The 17,914-nt window shown below is 35.9% G+C and carries 23 protein-coding genes and 1 riboswitch; of the genes, 21 read left to right on the top strand and 2 right to left on the bottom strand.

Annotation, left to right across the window (positions count from 1 at the left end; genetic code table 11):
- Positions 1-309 precede the first annotated feature (309 nt).
- The 4 genes from AC3WVA_RS06510 to AC3WVA_RS06495 all read left to right on the top strand — a co-directional run bounded on the left by AC3WVA_RS06510 (position 310) and on the right by AC3WVA_RS06495 (position 2,989).
- Positions 310-495, top strand: coding sequence for a hypothetical protein (locus AC3WVA_RS06510; protein WP_001180555.1), 186 nt, complete (start codon positions 310-312; stop codon positions 493-495).
- A 13-nt stretch (positions 496-508) separates the two neighbouring features.
- Positions 509-757 carry a spore coat protein gene (locus AC3WVA_RS06505; RefSeq protein WP_001002985.1) on the top strand — a complete coding sequence of 83 codons (249 nt, stop codon included), beginning with the start codon at positions 509-511 and terminating at the stop codon, positions 755-757.
- 245 nt (positions 758-1,002) lie between these two features.
- Complete coding sequence (locus AC3WVA_RS06500; protein ID WP_098346601.1) at positions 1,003-1,953, top strand: L-lactate dehydrogenase; 951 nt, start codon at positions 1,003-1,005, stop codon at positions 1,951-1,953.
- 22 nt (positions 1,954-1,975) lie between these two features.
- On the top strand, positions 1,976-2,989 hold the full coding sequence (locus AC3WVA_RS06495; protein WP_000666176.1) for a PTS sugar transporter subunit IIC: 1,014 nt from the start codon (positions 1,976-1,978) through the stop codon (positions 2,987-2,989).
- Positions 2,990-3,044: 55 nt separating this feature from the next.
- Here the strand turns inward: AC3WVA_RS06495 and AC3WVA_RS06490 are convergent, their stop codons facing one another.
- Entirely contained in the window at positions 3,045-3,692 is a 648-nt protein-coding gene (locus AC3WVA_RS06490) for a phosphatase PAP2 family protein (RefSeq protein ID WP_071758621.1), read from the bottom strand.
- 143 nt (positions 3,693-3,835) lie between these two features.
- Here AC3WVA_RS06490 and AC3WVA_RS06485 point away from each other — a divergent pair, with 143 nt between their 5' ends.
- On the top strand, positions 3,836-4,363 hold the full coding sequence (locus AC3WVA_RS06485; RefSeq protein WP_492321831.1) for a hypothetical protein: 528 nt from the start codon (positions 3,836-3,838) through the stop codon (positions 4,361-4,363).
- A 374-nt stretch (positions 4,364-4,737) separates the two neighbouring features.
- Here AC3WVA_RS06485 and AC3WVA_RS06480 read toward each other — a convergent pair whose 3' ends face one another.
- Entirely contained in the window at positions 4,738-5,127 is a 390-nt protein-coding gene (locus AC3WVA_RS06480) for a hypothetical protein (protein WP_098520324.1), read from the bottom strand.
- A 151-nt stretch (positions 5,128-5,278) separates the two neighbouring features.
- On the opposite strand from AC3WVA_RS06480, the gene AC3WVA_RS06475 reads away from it, so the two are divergent.
- The 16 genes from AC3WVA_RS06475 to sufU all read left to right on the top strand — a co-directional run bounded on the left by AC3WVA_RS06475 (position 5,279) and on the right by sufU (position 17,883).
- The gene (locus AC3WVA_RS06475; RefSeq protein ID WP_141539473.1) at positions 5,279-5,680 is read left to right on the top strand and encodes a hypothetical protein; all 402 of its coding nucleotides are present in this window, start codon (positions 5,279-5,281) and stop codon (positions 5,678-5,680) included.
- Between the two features lie 299 nt (positions 5,681-5,979).
- Positions 5,980-6,222: a DUF3937 family protein gene (locus AC3WVA_RS06470; RefSeq protein ID WP_141539472.1), complete on the top strand. Its 243-nt coding sequence runs from the start codon at positions 5,980-5,982 to the stop codon at positions 6,220-6,222.
- A 117-nt stretch (positions 6,223-6,339) separates the two neighbouring features.
- Entirely contained in the window at positions 6,340-6,711 is a 372-nt protein-coding gene (locus AC3WVA_RS06465; RefSeq protein WP_098880808.1) for a hypothetical protein, read from the top strand.
- A gap of 824 nt (positions 6,712-7,535) precedes the next feature.
- On the top strand, positions 7,536-7,901 hold the full coding sequence (locus tag AC3WVA_RS06460) for an arsenate reductase family protein (RefSeq protein ID WP_000218968.1): 366 nt from the start codon (positions 7,536-7,538) through the stop codon (positions 7,899-7,901).
- 41 nt (positions 7,902-7,942) lie between these two features.
- Positions 7,943-8,326, top strand: a complete 384-nt coding sequence (gene gcvH, locus AC3WVA_RS06455) for a glycine cleavage system protein GcvH (RefSeq protein ID WP_000026896.1) — start codon at positions 7,943-7,945, stop codon at positions 8,324-8,326.
- Between the two features lie 497 nt (positions 8,327-8,823).
- The gene (locus AC3WVA_RS06450; RefSeq protein ID WP_000640869.1) at positions 8,824-9,168 is read left to right on the top strand and encodes a toprim domain-containing protein; all 345 of its coding nucleotides are present in this window, start codon (positions 8,824-8,826) and stop codon (positions 9,166-9,168) included.
- 3 nt (positions 9,169-9,171) lie between these two features.
- A complete protein-coding gene (locus tag AC3WVA_RS06445) occupies positions 9,172-9,480 on the top strand; it encodes a thioredoxin family protein (RefSeq protein ID WP_081257791.1) in 309 nt (102 codons plus the stop codon).
- Positions 9,481-9,634: 154 nt separating this feature from the next.
- The gene (locus AC3WVA_RS06440) at positions 9,635-9,979 is read left to right on the top strand and encodes a hypothetical protein (RefSeq protein WP_048528307.1); all 345 of its coding nucleotides are present in this window, start codon (positions 9,635-9,637) and stop codon (positions 9,977-9,979) included.
- A 125-nt stretch (positions 9,980-10,104) separates the two neighbouring features.
- A riboswitch (SAM riboswitch) is annotated at positions 10,105-10,212 on the top strand.
- A 300-nt stretch (positions 10,213-10,512) separates the two neighbouring features.
- The gene (locus AC3WVA_RS06435; protein WP_098880807.1) at positions 10,513-11,538 is read left to right on the top strand and encodes a methionine ABC transporter ATP-binding protein; all 1,026 of its coding nucleotides are present in this window, start codon (positions 10,513-10,515) and stop codon (positions 11,536-11,538) included.
- Positions 11,531-12,196 (top strand): methionine ABC transporter permease, encoded by a 666-nt coding sequence (locus AC3WVA_RS06430; RefSeq protein WP_048528311.1) that lies wholly within the window; start codon positions 11,531-11,533, stop codon positions 12,194-12,196. Before AC3WVA_RS06435 ends, AC3WVA_RS06430 begins: the two co-directional genes overlap by 8 nt.
- Before the next feature lie 23 nt (positions 12,197-12,219).
- On the top strand, positions 12,220-13,032 hold the full coding sequence (metQ, locus tag AC3WVA_RS06425) for a methionine ABC transporter substrate-binding lipoprotein MetQ (RefSeq protein ID WP_048528312.1): 813 nt from the start codon (positions 12,220-12,222) through the stop codon (positions 13,030-13,032).
- Positions 13,033-13,103: 71 nt separating this feature from the next.
- The gene (gene metQ, locus AC3WVA_RS06420; protein ID WP_048528316.1) at positions 13,104-13,910 is read left to right on the top strand and encodes a methionine ABC transporter substrate-binding lipoprotein MetQ; all 807 of its coding nucleotides are present in this window, start codon (positions 13,104-13,106) and stop codon (positions 13,908-13,910) included.
- A 238-nt stretch (positions 13,911-14,148) separates the two neighbouring features.
- Positions 14,149-14,934, top strand: coding sequence for a Fe-S cluster assembly ATPase SufC (gene sufC, locus AC3WVA_RS06415; protein ID WP_000929160.1), 786 nt, complete (start codon positions 14,149-14,151; stop codon positions 14,932-14,934).
- A 15-nt stretch (positions 14,935-14,949) separates the two neighbouring features.
- Positions 14,950-16,242 carry a Fe-S cluster assembly protein SufD gene (sufD, locus tag AC3WVA_RS06410; protein WP_098520318.1) on the top strand — a complete coding sequence of 431 codons (1,293 nt, stop codon included), beginning with the start codon at positions 14,950-14,952 and terminating at the stop codon, positions 16,240-16,242.
- Positions 16,242-17,462: a cysteine desulfurase SufS gene (sufS, locus tag AC3WVA_RS06405; RefSeq protein ID WP_001020769.1), complete on the top strand. Its 1,221-nt coding sequence runs from the start codon at positions 16,242-16,244 to the stop codon at positions 17,460-17,462. Before sufD ends, sufS begins: the two co-directional genes overlap by 1 nt.
- The gene (sufU, locus tag AC3WVA_RS06400) at positions 17,452-17,883 is read left to right on the top strand and encodes a Fe-S cluster assembly sulfur transfer protein SufU (protein ID WP_000009525.1); all 432 of its coding nucleotides are present in this window, start codon (positions 17,452-17,454) and stop codon (positions 17,881-17,883) included. Before sufS ends, sufU begins: the two co-directional genes overlap by 11 nt.
- The last annotated feature ends 31 nt before the right edge of the window (positions 17,884-17,914 follow it).

The following is a 17,914-nucleotide window of genomic DNA, read 5'->3' as shown; positions in this document are numbered from 1 at the left end:
TAAAGGTATAGAAGTGAATAATGGTTTTGAAGTTAATATATCAATCAACAATTTTACATACAGTATCGCATAAACCATTAGGAAGATAACTTTAAAATATTTTGGCATAAGCACACCTACCTACTATGGTTTGTTCGGGGATTATATTGTTGTCATAGGTTACCTATTTAAAATTTGTATTTTTCTGTAATTATAACATTTTTTTGTATTTATAAATAGATGTGAAATGTAAGAAAGCTTTTTCATGAATATGATTTAAAAAGAGTAGAATACTAAAGGAGAATGAAAGAAGAAAGGTAGGAGTATTCCATGCAAAACTTAACAGAGCTTGAAGTAGAAAACTTACGTCATTTGATCGGTGGACACGCAACAATTATTAACAAGTTGGAGCAGTATGCACAAACGTGTACAGATCCACAATTGAAACAAATGTTACAAAAGGATGCGCAAGATGCACGAAATACGAAGCAACAATTAATGACTTTCCTAGGATAGGAGGAAGCGGAACATGAATGAAAAAGATATGGTAAATGATTATTTAGCAGGATTAAATGCAAGTTTAACAAGTTATGCAAATTATATTGCTCAGTCTGATAATGAACAGTTACATCAAACGTTAATTCAAATTCGTAATCAAGATGAGATGCGTCAACGTAATATGTATGAGTACGCAAAGCAAAAGAGTTATTACAAACCGGCAGCACCTGCTAACCCAATGATTGTACAGCAATTAAAAGGCCAATTAAGTGCAGAATAATGGGATGAAAAAACGGGCGAATGAAGTCGCTCGTTTTTTTCTTTTGTGTATGTCAATAAATATATAATAAATATTTTTCCAGTTGTAACAAATATGACGAAAATGGAATATAACAATTCACAAAAAGGACAAAAGTTTGTTCAATATTTCACAAAGTATCCATGGTTTATATCGTGGGAACCTCTATAATTAGGAGTGTAAAGAACAAAAGAAATAGATTATATGATCAATTAGGAGAGATTGCTATGAAACGAAATACAAGAAAAATTGCAATTATCGGTACTGGATTAGTTGGATCAAGTTGTGCATATTCCATTGTGAATCAAGGCATTTGCGAAGAGCTATTATTAATTGATATAAATCATGAACGTGCAGTTGGGGAAGCGATGGATTTATCACACTGCATTAACTTTACAAATACAAGAACAAAAGTATATGCAGGAAGCTATGAAGACTGCAAAGATATGGACATCGTTATCATTACAGCAGGACCAGCACCAAAGCCTGGGCAAAGTCGCTTAGATACTTTAGGAGCGAGTGCGAAGATTATGGAAAGTGTTGTTGGCGGCGTAATGGAAAGTGGATTTGATGGTATTTTCTTACTTGCATCGAACCCAGTTGATATTATTACATATGAAGTGTGGAAATTATCTGGATTACCTAGAAATCGTGTAATCGGTACTGGTACATCACTAGATTCTTCTCGCTTAAAAACAATTTTATCTGGAATGTTACATGTAGATCCTCGTAGTATTCATGGGTATTCATTAGGAGAACATGGTGATTCTCAAATGGTTGCTTGGTCTCACGTAACTGTTGGTGGAAAGCCAATTCTACAAATTTTAGAAGAACAAAAAGAACGATTTGGTGAAATAGATTTAGATGAAATTGTTGAGAAGACTGCAAAAGCTGGATGGGAAATTTATAAACGAAAAGGTACTACTTATTACGGAATCGGAAATTCTCTAGCGTATATTGCGAGTTCAATCTTTAACGATGACCACCGTGTAATTGCTGTATCAGCCATTTTAGATGGGGAGTACGGAGAGTATGATATTTGTACAGGAGTACCAGCTATTATTACTAGAGATGGTATAAAAGAAATTGTAGAACTGAACTTAACAGAGGATGAAGAATCTCGATTCGCAAAATCAAACGATATTTTACGTGATTATATGAAAACAATTGGTTACTAACTTATAGGAGAAGGTGAAACAAATGAAGGAATATATAATGTCTCGTGTATTTAAAGCATCTGCTGGAATCGCACAAGGTATTTTCGTATCCCTTGGAATTGGTTTACTAATCGAAAATATAGGAAGAATTGTTGATATTCCATTGCTTATTACAATCGGAGTTGTTGCAAAATCACTTATGGCACCAGCCATTGGTGCCGGAATTGCCTTTATGCTCGGTGCAAATGGCCTTGTAATCTTCTCGGCTATGGTAGCTGGAGCGATTGGTGCTGGATCCATTTCAATTACTGAAGCAGGTCTAATCATTAAAACAGGTGAGCCAATCGGTGCATTATTAACAGCGACTTTAGCTGTATATATTGGTAAACGTTTAAGTGGAAAAACTGCGTTAGATATGATGCTCGTTCCATTTGCGGCAATATTAGGTTCTGGTTTAGTCGGTATTTGGTTATCTCATAATATTACTCCTGTGTTAAATACAGTTGGAGCATTTATTAAAGATAGCTCAGCTGGTAGCCCGTTCATCGCTTCTATCGTCATTGCAGTCGTTTGGGGACTATTACTTATCTCTCCAGCTTCATCAGCTGCGTTAGCGATCGCACTTAGCTTAGACGGTGTTGCAGGTGGTGCTGCTCTTGCAGGCTGCGTTGCTCAGTTTATCGGATTCTCTGTCATCTCAGCGAAAGAAAACAATTTAGGCGGCATATTAGCTCAAGCACTTTGTACTCCGAAAGTACAGTTGCCAAATATCACTAAAAATCCAATGATTCTCGTCCCAACTGTCGTCGCCAGTGCTATAGTTGGTCCAGTATCCGCATTAATTTTCCAACTGGAAGCAGGAAAAGAAATTGCAGGTCTTGGATTAAGTTCTCTTATCGCACCAATTAATTTAATTTCTAGCGAAGGATGGGAAGTTGTCCCAGCGATGGTAATCACTTATATCATCATTCCAGTAGCTGTTTCTTATATACTTTACATTGCTCTTAAAAAAGCAGGTCGTATTCACTCTGGTGATATGACTGTACCACAATCTTAACTTGAAAATCTCCTTTTATATAGAGAAAAGCAGACTGGAAGCCACAGTCTGCTTTTTACATTTTTTGATTTTGTTTTACTGGAACACGTACGGTTTCTTTTGCTAATAACAGCTGAACGCCGAAGTATAGTATGCTTGCCAGTGTCATTCCAGAAATAGCGTCTACAAATGCGTGTTGCTTCGTAAATAGCGTTGATAAAATAATGAGCGTACCGAAGAACATAAGGATGTAATATTCAAAAGCATGTTGTTCTCTACGTTTAAAGGCAGCTAACATAATGATAAAGGTAGTAAGAACGTGAATGCTAGGGAAACAGTTTACTGGTTGATCGATACTATAAATATAGCGGACTAGTTCGGAAAATACGTCTGATCCAACGACTGTTGGACGTGGTACAGTTGTCTGCCAAAAATAATAAATAGAAAAACAAGCAAGTTTTCCAAGAATGATACTACTTAAAGTGACATAATATTGTTTTCGATCTGCAAAGCAGTAATAAATAAGTGCGCCGTATAAGTAAGGAAACCAAAGTAAATAAGGAATAATAAATGCTTTTACAAATGGAATCCAATCATCTACTATAGTTGTGACATCTACTGCGTGAACAGCCGATTTATTTAATACATCGTAAAGGGGACTTACGAGTACGAGTAGAAGTATATAACTTAACGGAAGAAAAGATGAAAGTTTAAATTTCTTCATAATAATCTCCTATGTTTAGTAATGTAAGTAAATTCAATTGATTATAATATAGAAACGTAATTTGGGCTATCGATTTTACTTACATTTTCTTGAATGAACCTTACGTTTTTGTCACTTGACTGAAAAGAAGGGGAGGGTGCTATATGAAGCGTTTATCGTATTTCTTAGTTTTTATATTGATATGCCTAGTCGGTGCTGGGTGTGCAAAGGATAAAGAAGGAGAGAAATTAGAATATAACGGAAGAGCACTCGTAATTGGAGTTATTGGAGAAAAACCGAAAGATACGTTTAGAAATATAAAGTTTGAGGAAATGAAGTTAGAGGAACTGGAAAAGAAATCTAAGGAAGTGGATGGTTTTCTAATAATGAAAGATCACTTTCAAGAAGCCTCAACAGAACAATATAAAAATGTATTTTCATCACTAAAGAAACCAGTGTTTTTTATCGGTTTACAAGATAAGTCATATTCGATTTTTATTACAAAAGGGATAGAGTATAACAGTGCTCGAAAAGATGTAAATGCTATGTATACGCAAGGCTTTGCAAATATCGGAAGTGGTGAAGGACAACAATGGGCAGTTGGTTTATCAAATGGTGGAAATACTGAAGAAAGTATTCATAATATGTATATCGTCGTATTTAAAACGATTGCAGATTATTTGAATAGATGAGGAAGAAGCCTGTATAAGAGGCTTCTTATTTTTTATGCAGAAGCATAGATAAAAATATGATTGAGAAGTTCACGCAAGCTTTACAACGTATGCGAGATGTAATGATACCGATTTATAATTGTATATCAGCTATTGCGGATTTAATTATAAAGTTTTAATGAAGCGCATCCAATATTAGCTCGTTTTATTAAGGGGTGATAATGTTAGTTCCACATCTCCCTTTGGGATTGGTATTGGTTAGTGGCGTCTGCTTGAGCAGGAATTGCAGTAGGATATTCATATGCATATAAACATCTTTATTTATATATTCGTTTACTCTTTCTATATCTCACTACATCATAACGACTATGCCATAGTTATGTAATGGGTTTCTTTTAAAAATTAGTATTAAATATCTTAATTGAAGTGCACTGCATTTCTACCCATTCATTTTCTATATCTTGCTCGATTTCTTCTAAATCAATTAGTATTATACTATCGTAGATATTTAGTGTTGCTAAGTTATCCTCACTGTTATAATCTAGCTTAGCAATTACTTTAAAGCCTTTACTATTCTGAATTATTGCATTTGCATTTTTATCTGAAAAGCTTATATTTGTATTCCATATAAATTCATCATCTATATGTATTTCTACATTATAGTTTTCGTGTTTTTCTGGCTTATCGCCACCCCACTCAGCGATAAATTGATTGCTATCTACTTGAACTAAAACTTTATATCCATCTAATAATTTGTCTGATATATCCACTATTTTAATATTCATTGCTTATTACTCCTTTTTATTTTTTATATGGTACTCTAACAAGGGGATTGTCAACATTCATCACGTTATTTACTGGGGCATAGGTCCATTTTTCTTTATGAAAGAAAAAATGTAAATAGGAGGATATTTATTGTGAGGATAAGGGGGGATGATGTTGAAAACTATTAAAAATACATTATTATTTGTTCTATGTTTGGTAGTTCTTAGTGGGTGTTTTACAAGAGAAGGAACGATTGTTGGTGGTAAAGTTCATGGTTCTTCAGATAGCGTATCTGGTAGTATATCTGGGGACTATAGGAAATTTACTGGATATGCAACTCAAGATAGGAAAGTTAGAAAAGGGGAGAATTGGATCTTTTCTTTTACTGATAAAACTAAGCAAGGAACCATAAAGGCTTATGTTTTAGATTCAAATGATAATAAAATACTGGAAGTTACTAGTGGAAACAGTAAAAATAATATTAAAGTGTCTAAAGATGATACATATAAAGTTAAAATTATAACAGAAGAACATGGTGGAGAATTTGAAATATCATGGAAAAAAGAAACGTAGTTAAGTTAATGAGTATTGGGCTATTATTATGGTTGGTAACCAGGAACTGGGGTTTTCCCTTATTATATAGTGGTTCAACTAATTCCGTTATTTATACGATTATTTGTTGGGATTGCTAAAGCTAGTTTGCCCTATATTAGTAAGTTTTTTTATTAACAGTACTTCCTCAATATTCATGAAATATGCAAATGTGCATATTGTATTTATTTGGATATTACCTATGTTAAAATTAAATATAGGGATTTTTGTATATAAATAATTAAAATCAAAAATATACAATGAATTTTGAGAGGTGTTACATGTTTACAAACAAGAAATTAATTCGAATTGGTCTAACATTACTTGTATGTTTATTTGTAATTGATTTTACAATCGGTTATTTTCAAGCATATCTTGAATCAGCAGCAGGTATTAAATGGGTAATATCAGAAACTTGGAAAACTATTTTGTTAGATGCCCCTGAAAGTATATTGGTTATTTTAGGCGCAATTGCTTTATATGATTTCACAAAAGAAACATCGCAAAAAGACGCATCCATTTAAATGCGTCTTTTTTATTTCATGCAATTAGCAATTTCGTGGATGGTAGTCTTGCTATCGATAATAGGGCATTATGTCATACAATGAAGATAATATTAGAAAATTATGGGGATGATTACGTTGAGGAAATTTTTAATTAGTTATGCTGCAAGTCTGCTTACTTTTATTATCCTATGGTTCTTAATACCGTATATTTCTGATCCTAGTTATTCTAACGAGAATGGTTTACCTAACATAGTTGGATTTATTGTAATTCTCATCATATTTGGTAGTGTATTAGATCTTGTAGCTTGCCTAATTGGAGAAGGGTTATACAGGAACATAAAACAATGTAGGAAGTTTCGAGTTGGAATTCCTGTATTTATTGGACTAGCTCTTATCTATATATTTATACTCTCTCTTTTTACTATTACTAGTGCATATGCTTCTAGTTTAGTTGCACCTATTATTATGGGTTCCTTAGCTTTTTATGTAGTACGTAGAAAAATATAATTAATCTCAGCTAACGCTAATGATGTAAATGGGCTAGTGGCGGTTCCGCAAAGATTTTGAATAAATTACGAAAAAGTAGAGAACTATATATTTTTACTTTAATGAAGGATACGTTTACCTTTAGATTAATGATAAAAAAGAAGTACCCTGTCTCTAAGCAAGGGCACTTCTTTTATATTTCAGTCAATAATTTGAATTTCATATTCTCAGGAGCAGTTACTTTTGCTTTATTGATGATAGGCTTAATAACTTTTTTATGGGCTCATTACTACGGTCAAAATCGTTAGTTCCTTTTATCTGTAAGCCTTTGTCATTTAAAGTGTTTACAGATTCTGTGACTATAGGCTGAAATGGTTAAATAAACGTTTGTTTAAGGTATATGTTCGGTAGGAAGAAATCGATGCGGCTCAAGGGTTAACAAAGAAAAATGGAGAATGAATCAAACGTTTGTTTAAGATGTATGTTCGGTAGGAAGAAAACAATGCGGCTCAAGGGTTAACAAAGAAAAATAGAGAATGAATCAAACGTTTGTTTAAGGTATATGTTCGGTAGGAAGAAACCGATGCAATTCAAGGGTTAACAAAGAAAAATAGGGAGTTAATCAAACGTTTGTTTAAGATGTATGTTCGGGGATGGATGCGAGAAGAATCTAAAAAAATTTATATATTTATTTTTTCTTAACAAATGGCGGAAAAATAAGAAAAATCAGCAGGATTATTAAAAATAATCACGAAATAAGTAAAAGTTTAGCGAATAATCGTTTGAAATAATAAAACGTTTTCTATATGATAAAGGTAAAGGTTAGTAAAAAAGTAGGTGAATTTATGACAGTAACATTTTATTCATATCCAAAGTGTGGCACATGTCAAAAAGCAAAGAAATGGTTTGAGGCAAACGATGTAGCATATGAGATGATTCATATTGTTGAAAATCCACCATCAAAAGAAGATTTACGTAATTTACATGAAAAAAGTGAATTACCATTGAAAAAATTCTTTAATACAAGTGGAATGCGTTACCGTGAACTTGGTCTGAAAGATAAGTTAAAAGATGCGAGTGAAGACGAAATGTACGAGCTTTTAGCATCTGATGGCATGTTGATTAAACGTCCAATTGTAACAGATGGAACGAATGTAACACTTGGTTTTAACGAAGAGCAGTTTGAAAGTGTGTGGAAAAAGTACCAATAAGGTATTTTTACATAATTAATACATTCACTGGAGGTACAGTCATGAGCATTCCAAATAATTTACGTTACTCTGAAGAACACGAATGGGTAAAAACTGAAGGTAATGAAGTTGTTATCGGTATTACTCACTTTGCACAAGGTGAGCTAGGCGATATCGTATTCGTTGAACTTCCTGAAGTAGGTGCAACAATCGAAGCTGACGAGCCATTCGGAAGCGTAGAATCTGTTAAAACAGTTTCTGAGTTATATGCGCCTGTAAGCGGTAAAGTTGTAGCAGTAAACGAAGAATTAAGTGACCAACCAGAACTTGTTAACGAATCTCCATACGAGGGTGCATGGATGGTTAAAGTTGAACTTTCTGATGCAAGCCAAGTTGAGAAGTTATTAACTGCTGAAAAATATGCAGAAATGACAAACCAAGACTAATTATAGTCGACTAAAGGACAGCCTTTGTGCTGTCCTTTTTTATTTTGTGCTACATAATACATTTAAAATCGAGCGTAAATGAATAAGCTATTATGGGAATGAACGTTTTTTGGTAAGATTTCATGGGCTTCGTAATCTGAACGAGCCGCCTGCGCTTTTCATTGTCTAGCTCCACCTCCTAGCCCTTCCTGTCTAAGAACCTTCCGTACGAGAAGACAAAAAGCGTCTTCTGTACGAAAGAACCTTAGCCAACAGGGCTAAACAGTCGGTTCCGCTTTTTTTATTGTCCAGCTTCAGCGGCTAGATTGTTCGGTGGCTTCGCTTCTTCCTACAAGGCAAAAAGCGCCTTTACGTCAGAAGCTCCATCCCCCTCACAATCTGAACGATCCGCCTCCGCTTTTCTTTTGCAAAAATAAACAGGAAACAACATGAAAATAACGAATATACTATATACTAAGTTAAAGGTTGTATAGTATATGGTGATCGGGTGATGACATATGATTTATGTAGAAAAAGTCATTATTGTAGAAGGTACATCAGATAGAAGAAAGATTGAATCTATTATTCGGGAACCGGTGGAAATTGTTTGTACAAATGGTACAATTGGTTTGTCGAAAATGGATGAGCTCGTTGATCAGTTTTTTGATAAGGAAGTGTATGTGCTAGTGGATGCTGATGATGCTGGAGAAAAGTTAAGGAAACAATTTCGCAAAGAATTTCCGCAAGCAGAGCATATTTATATTGATCGCTCGTACCGAGAAGTGGCAACTGCGCCATCTTCACACTTAGCAAATGTATTATGGGGAGCTGACATTGACGTTTATACAGAATATTTACGGTAAGGAATGATAGAAGTGATTGACTGGACAGGAGCCGAAGCAACAGCCCTAATAGAGAACGAAGAAAAAACAGTGTTATATGTATATACTCCAATGTGTGGAACATGCCAATTAGCAAAAAAGATGTTAACTGTCGTTGAGCTGACAATTGAAGATTTGAAAATTGGAATGTTAGATTTAAATTATGCTCCGCATTTAGCGAAAGAGTATGGAATCGAAAGTGTACCGTGTTTACTTGTTTTTGAAAATGGGACACTCATGAAGAAGATATATGCATTTCATTCGGTTGAATATTTATATACGGAATTAAAGTAGGCGGCAAAGTTTTTGCCGCCTCGACATATTTCTTGGGAAATATGTCGAGATGCAGTGTGGTTACAGTATTTGTCGAGCGAAAGTAACAGGATTGCTCCTTAGTGAGAGGGAATGGTATGTGTAATAGAAAGTGATATGAAGGATGTGATTTAAGGTGAAATTATATTCTTTGCTGCAATCATTTGTAAATTACGCTAATGGTCAGTATCATTTAGAGCCGCTTTTAAGACAAGGAGAAAAAACTGTTAATTTCCGCTTTGGAGATGAAAGTTGTTCGTTACAAATTTCAAGAGATTATATAGAACTACTACATGAGGAAATAGGGACGGAGCAAATCGTTTGTGTAGATGAAGAAGATGTAAAACAATTGGTAAACGGCAATGTACGATTGCAAATGTTAATGAACGATGGACGTGTACAATATTCGGGAACATATCGAACGATGCTATTAGTCGAATCGATGTTTCACATATGTAAACCGATGTCAGTAGGGGCTTAAAATTCTGAAGGTTCATTTTTTGCGAAAATTTCTGTTGACATGGTGTGTGGATATTGATACAATTCAATTCATAAAATATAGACAATTTCATAAATTACAAATCAGACGAAAATGTAATCTGATTTCTCTTATCAAGAGAGGTGGAGGGACTGTGCCCTGTGAAGCCCGGCAACCGTCAACTTATGTTGAAATGGTGCCAATTCCTGCAAAGCAAATGCTTTGAGAGATGAGAGAGAGGGATAATGTTGTTATATACGCACATAAACCTTTCTGCTTCTCTAAAGCGGAAAGGTTTTTTTATTGTTTGAATGTGGAGGACATTCAAATAATAAAAGTAGTGATAACGGTGGACTACACGCATTAAACATAAAAAATTGCGGAGTCGATCCAAAAATCTAGCTTCAGCGGCTAGAGCAGTCGGTCGTTTCATCCCTTCCTATGAGGCAAAAAGCGCCTCTACGTCAGGGATTCGGGCGTCCTCTTGTTCTAAACGAGCCGCTTACGCTTTTTATTAAAAAAAGGGGTGATACACCATGATTCTATTAGAGAATGTAAAGAAAATATATAAAGCAAAAAGCGGTGATGTCACTGCTGTAGATAATGCCAATTTAAAAATAGACAAAGGTGAAATCTTTGGTGTTATCGGATATAGTGGCGCTGGGAAAAGTTCTTTAATCAGATTATTCAATCAGTTAGAGAAACCAACTTCTGGCCAAATTACAATTGCAAATCGTGTCATTTCAGCGATTAAAGGAAGTGAACTTCGTAAGGCAAGGCAAGAAATCGGAATGATTTTTCAGCACTTCAATTTACTTTGGTCACGAACTGTACGCGAAAATATCGAGTTCCCGCTTGAAATTGCAGGTGTTGATAAGGCGCAGAGAAGAAAACGCGTGGATGAGTTAATTCATCTTGTTGGATTAGAAGGAAGAGGAGACGCGTATCCATCTCAGCTAAGCGGAGGACAAAAACAACGCGTTGGTATTGCAAGAGCGCTAGCTAACAATCCGCAAGTGCTTTTATGTGATGAAGCAACATCAGCTCTTGATCCAGAAACGACAGATCAAATTTTAGATTTATTATTAGATATTAATAAGCGTCTCGGTTTAACAATTGTACTTATTACACATGAGATGCACGTGATTCGGAAAATTTGTAATCGAGTAGCGGTAATGGAGAAAGGGCAGATTGTAGAAACGGGTCCAGTACTTGATGTATTCCGCAATCCGCAGAAAGACATTACGAAACGATTTGTACAGCAGTTAACAGATTCTGAAGATACAAATGAAACGATTGAAAGTTTAATTGAAAAATATCCAGATGGTAAAGTAGTTCGTTTGCAATTTATCGGTGAAGCTGTAGAAAGACCAGTACTTCAAAGATTAATGCAGCGCAGTGATATAGAAGTTAGCATTTTACAAGGGAATATCGCACAAACGAATAACGGTTCTTACGGTAGTTTAGTTGTTCATTTAAATGGTGAGGAAACAGCGATTCAGCAAGCAATAGAGGGAATACATCAAGATCAAGTAGAGCTGGAGGTGATTGCACATGGATAAGTTACTCACAAATGTTGATTGGAATCAAATGTTAGAAGCAACTGGTGAAACGTTATATATGACGGCAATCGCAGCTCTTGCCACATTTGTTTTAGGACTAATTTTAGGATTGTTACTTTTCATGACAGCGAAAGATAATTTATGGGAAAACAAAACGGTTAATACGGCGATTGGAGCGTTCGTAAACATTTTCCGTTCTATACCGTTCATCATTTTAATTATTTTATTAATCCCATTCACAAAGATCTTGCTTGGAACAATTCTTGGAGCAAGTGCAGCGTTGCCAGCTTTAATTATTGGGGCGGCACCGTTTTACGCGAGAATGGTTGAAATCGCACTTCGCGAAATTGATAAAGGCGTAATTGAAGCTTCAAAAGCGATGGGAGCAAAAACAAGCACAATTATTTTGAAAGTGTTAATTCCAGAATCGTTACCAGCATTAGTATCTGGTATTACGGTTACGACAATTGCTTTAGTAGGCTATACAGCAATGGCGGGAGTTGTTGGTGCTGGTGGTCTTGGAACACTTGCATATTTAGAAGGATTCCAACGAGGAAATAACGATGTAACAATCGTTGCGACAATTTGTGTATTACTAGTTGTATTTTTCATTCAGTGGATTGGTGATCGTGTAACGACTCGAATAGATAAACGATAATAAAAAACGGGAGGATGTTTCAAATGAAAAAATTATTACTTACAGCACTTATTTCGACTTCAATTTTTGGGTTAGCTGCTTGTGGCGGGAAAGATAAAGATGAAAAGAAACTTGTTGTGGGAGCTTCTAACGTACCGCACGCTGAAATTTTAGAAAAGGCAAAGCCGTTACTTGAGAAAAAAGGAATTGAATTAGAAGTGAAAAAATTCCAAGATTACGTGTTGCCAAATAAATCGTTAGCGGATAAGGATTTGGATGCAAACTACTTCCAGCACATTCCGTATTTGGAAAAAGAAATTAAAGATAAAAAATATGATTTTGAAATAGCGGGGAAAATTCATTTAGAACCAATCGGTGTATACTCGCAAAAATATAAGAGCTTAAAAGAACTTCCAGACGGGGCGACAATTATTATGAGTAATTCCGTTACTGACCATGGACGTGGTTTAGCAATTTTACAAAAAGAAGGCATTTTAAAAATTAAAGACGGAGTAGATCCAGTTAGTGCAACTCCAAAAGATATTGCAGACAATCCGAAAAACTTAAAGTTCAAAACGGATATTGAGCCTGGTTTATTACCACAAGTGTATAACAATAAAGAAGGCGACGCTGTTTTAATTAACTCGAACTATGCAATTGATGCGAAATTAAACCCAGAAAAAGATGCAATTGCAATTGAAGGTGACGATTCTCCATACGCAAACGTAGTAGCTGTCCGTAAAGGTGATAAAGATAAAAAAGCGATTAAAGAGCTTGTAGAAGTATTGCATTCTAAAGAAATCGAAGACTTTATTACTAAAGAATATAAAGGAGCGGTTGTTCCTGTAAAAGAATAATTGCTGAAAAAGGGCTGGTGTATGCCGGTCCTTTTTTTACTACATAACTATAGGGGAGAAGGGGACATCATATGAAAAAGATTCTATTGTCAGTTGTTACAGCGCTGTCTGTATTTACATTAGCGGCTTGCGGAGGGAAAGAGGAGAATAAGCTTGTTGTGGGAGCTTCTAACGTGCCGCACGCTGTTATTTTAGAGAAGGCACAGCCGATATTAGAGAAAAAGGGTATTAAATTAGAAATTAAAAAATTCCAAGATTATGTGCTGCCGAATAAAGCGTTAGCGGATAAGGAAATTGATGCAAACTACTTCCAGCACATTCCTTACTTAGATAAAGAAATTCAAGAAAAAGGATATAAAATTGTAAATGCAGGAAAAATCCATTTAGAGCCAATGGGTATTTATTCTAAGAAATATAAAAGCTTAAAAGACTTGCCAGAGGGCGGGACAGTTATTATGAGTAATAACGTGGCAGAGCGTGGACGTATGCTGGCACTTTTACAAAAAGGTGGCGTTATTAAATTAAAAGATGGCGTAGATGTTGTTAAGGCAACAGTAAAAGATGTTGTAGAAAATCCGAAAAATTTAAAGTTTAAAACAGATGTAGAGCCTGGATTGTCACCGAAGTTATATGAAAATAATGAAGGCGATGCTTTATTCATTAATTCAAACTATGCAATTGATGCGAAATTAAATCCAACAAAGGATGCAATTGCGATTGAAGGATCAGACTCTCCGTACGCGAATATTATTGCAGTTCGTAAAGGTGACGAGAAGAAAAAAGAAATTAAAGAGCTAGTAGAAGTATTGCATTCAAAAGAAATTCAAGACTTTATTACTAAAGAATATAAAGGTGCTGTACTTCCGGTAAATGAATAAATATAAGGAAAGGGCTGGAAAATTACCAGTCCTTTTTTCTTTATATAAATAAGAAGAAAGGTGTATCATATAAGGGGGCAAGGGAAATACTTATATACATTTGTGAAAAAATTGTTACTTTTTTTCGTCGTTTGCGATATCATTTTATTTGATATAAGATTAGAATGAGAATAAAATGAGAATATGAACGTTTTAGGAATTTTTAAAATGTATATATAGGATTAATGGAGGTATTGAGATGGCTGGTTCTACATTAACGGTTAAAGACTTACACGTATCAATTGATGGCAAAGAAATTTTAAAAGGTGTAAACCTTGAAGTAAAGGGTGGAGAAATCCACGCAATTATGGGACCTAACGGAACAGGTAAATCAACTTTATCTTCTGCAATTATGGGTCACCCAAAATATGAAGTAACAGAAGGTAGCATCATCATCGACGGTGAAGATGTATTAGAAATGGAAGTAGACGAGCGCGCACAAGCAGGTCTATTCCTAGCAATGCAATATCCAAGTGAAATTAGCGGAGTAACAAACGCTGACTTCTTACGTTCTGCAATTAACGCACGTCGTGAAGAAGGCGATGAAATTTCTCTTATGAAATTTATCCGTACATTAGATAAAAACATGGAATTCCTAGAAATGGATCCAGAAATGGCACAACGTTACTTAAACGAAGGTTTCTCTGGTGGAGAGAAAAAACGTAACGAAATTCTTCAATTAATGATGATTGAGCCAAAAATCGCAATCTTAGACGAAATCGACTCAGGTCTTGATATCGATGCATTAAAAGTTGTATCTAAAGGTATTAACGAAATGCGCGGCGAAGAGTTCGGTTGCCTAATGATTACGCATTACCAACGTTTATTAAACTACATCACTCCAGACTTCGTTCACGTTATGATGAACGGTCGTATCGTTAAATCTGGTGGCCCTGAGCTTGCACAACGTCTAGAAGCTGAAGGTTACGACTGGATTAAAAAAGAATTAGGTATTGAAGACGAAACAACAGAGCAAGAAGCGTAAGAGAGGAGCATAAACATGACAATCGGTACATTACCTTTCGATCAAGAAACAATCCGTCAACGCGCAAGCGAAGTAAACGAAGCTGCTTGGTTGACTGAGTTCCGCTTACAAGCTCTTGCACAAGCAACTGAACTTCCAATGCCAACGCCTGATAAAACGAAAATTGAAAAATGGGACTTTATCGGAAAAGGCGACGCTGCTAAGCAAGAGCCTGTAAGTTCTTTAACAGAGCTTCCAGAAGCAGTGAAAAACTTAATCGATGAAAACAACAGCGTATTAGTACAACGCACTGGTACAACTGCGTTCGTTTCTTTAGCAGACGAAGCAAAAGAAAAAGGTGTTATTTTTACAGACATCGTAACAGCTGCAACTGAGCACGCTGAGCTAGTACAAAAGTACTTAATGAAAGACGGCGTGAAAGTAGACGAGCATCGTCTAACTGCACTTCATGCTGCATTAATCAACGGCGGTGCATTCGTATATGTTCCGAAAAACGTTGTTCTTGAAACTCCACTTCAAGCTGTATTCTTAGTAGACGGCGAAGAAGCTAACGTATATAACCACGTATTATTCGTAGCTGATGCGAACAGTACTGCAACTTATGTAGAAAACTACGTTGCAAATGAAAATGCTAAAGGTATTGCAAATATCGTAGCAGAAGTAATCGTGGAACAAGGCGCACAAGTGAAATTTGGTGCGGTTGATCTATTAGCAAAAGACGTAACAACTTACGTTAACCGCCGCGGCACAGTAGGACGCGACGGCCGCATTGATTGGGCTCTAGGCCTTATGAATGACGGAAACACAATTTCAGAGAACGTTACAAACTTAAGGGGCGACGGTTCATATGCTGATACGAAAACAGTAACAATTGGCCGTGGTAACCAAACACAAAACTTTACAACTAAAGTTGTTCACTTCGGTAAACACTCTGAAGGTTGGATTTTAAAACACGGTGTACAAAAAGATAGTGCAACATCTATCTTTAACGGAATTGGTAAGATTGAACACGGTGCATCTAAATCAAATGCACAACAATCTTCTCGCGTTCTTATGTTAGATGAAAAAGCACGCGGTGATGCAAACCCAATTCTTTTAATCGACGAAGATGATGTAATGGCAGGTCACGCAGCTTCAGTAGGTCGCGTAGATCCAATCCAACTATACTACTTGATGAGCCGTGGTATTCCAAAACGCGAAGCAGAACGTTTAGTCATCCATGGATTCTTAGCACCTGTAGTTAATGAGCTTCCAATTGAAGGAGTAAAGGCACAGCTTGTTGAGGTAATTGAAAGGAAAGTTCGCTAATGAATATTCATGAAATACGCAAACAGTTTCCAATTCTTGATCAAAAAGTGAACGGCAAACAACTTGTTTATTTCGATAGTGCAGCAACTTCTCAAAAACCAATTCAAGTCATTGAAACGTTAGAACGTTACTATAAAGAATATAATTCTAACGTGCATCGCGGTGTTCATACGCTCGGTACGAAAGCTACCGACGCGTATGAAGGTGCACGCGAGAAAGTTCGTAAGTTTATTAACGCGAAATCAATGGAAGAGATTATTTTCACGCGCGGAACGACAACTGCATTAAATACAGTAGCGGCTAGCTATGGTCTTGAAAATGTAAAAGAAGGCGATGAAATCGTTATTTCTTACATGGAGCACCATAGTAACATCATTCCGTGGCAACAAGTTGCGAAGAAAACTGGTGCAACTTTAAAATACCTTCCGCTTCAACCAGACGGTACAATTTCTTTAGAAGATGTTCGTCAAACAGTTACACCGAATACAAAAATCGTTTCTATTATGCAAGTTTCAAACGTGCTTGGAACGATTAACCCTGTAAAAGAAATCGGAGCAATCGCACATGAAAATGGCGCAATTATGGTCGTTGACGGTGCACAAAGTACACCTCACATGAAAGTGGATGTACAAGATTTGAACTGTGATTTCTACGCATTATCTGCTCATAAGATGTGCGGACCTACAGGCATCGGCGTATTATATGGTAAGAAAGAATTGCTGAACAATATGGAGCCAATTGAATTTGGCGGTGAAATGATTGATTTCGTAGATTTACAAGAATCTACGTGGAAAGAGCTTCCGTGGAAGTTCGAAGCAGGTACACCGATTATCGGTAATGCAATCGGACTTGGTGCGGCGATTGATTTCCTAGAAGAAATCGGTCTTCATAATATTGAAAAGCATGAACATGAATTAGCGCAATATGCTTTAGAAAGACTATCAGAAGTAGATGGCGTTACAATTTATGGTCCAAAGCATCGCGCTGGTCTTGTTACATTTAATATTGAAGACGTACATCCTCACGATGTAGCGACAGTATTAGATGTAGAAGGTATTGCAGTTCGCGCAGGACACCACTGTGCACAACCGCTTATGAAGTGGCTGAAAGCTTCTTCAACAGCACGTGCGAGCTTCTATTTATATAATACAAAAGAAGAAATTGATACATTTGTTGAATCGCTAATCAAGACAAAGGAGTATTTCACAAATGTCATTTAATAATTTAGATACGTTATATCGTCAAGTTATTATGGATCATTATAAAAATCCTCGTAACAATGGCGTGTTAGAAGATAGTGTTACAGTAAACTTGAACAATCCAACTTGCGGCGATCGTATTCAACTTACGATGAAAGTAGAAGAAGGTATTGTGCAAGAAGCGAAGTTTGAAGGAGAAGGATGTTCTATCTCAATGTCTTCAGCTTCCATGATGACACAAGCAGTAAAAGGTAAGAAAATTGAAGAGGCACTTCAGCTTTCTAAAATTTTCTCTGACATGATGCTAGGAAAAGAGTACGATGACAGCATCGATTTAGGAGATATTGAAGCATTACAAGGCGTATGCAAGTTCCCTGCACGTATTAAATGTGCAACATTAGCGTGGAAAGCGTTAGAAAAGGGCTTAAACGAAGATAAGTAATGTTAAAGGTTCCTAAAAACGAGGTTATCTA

Source organism: Bacillus sp. EB106-04-02-XG92 (assembly GCF_058791995.1).
The sequence above is the reverse complement of the archived record's forward strand: the minus strand, read 5'-3'. Positions and strand labels throughout refer to the sequence as shown.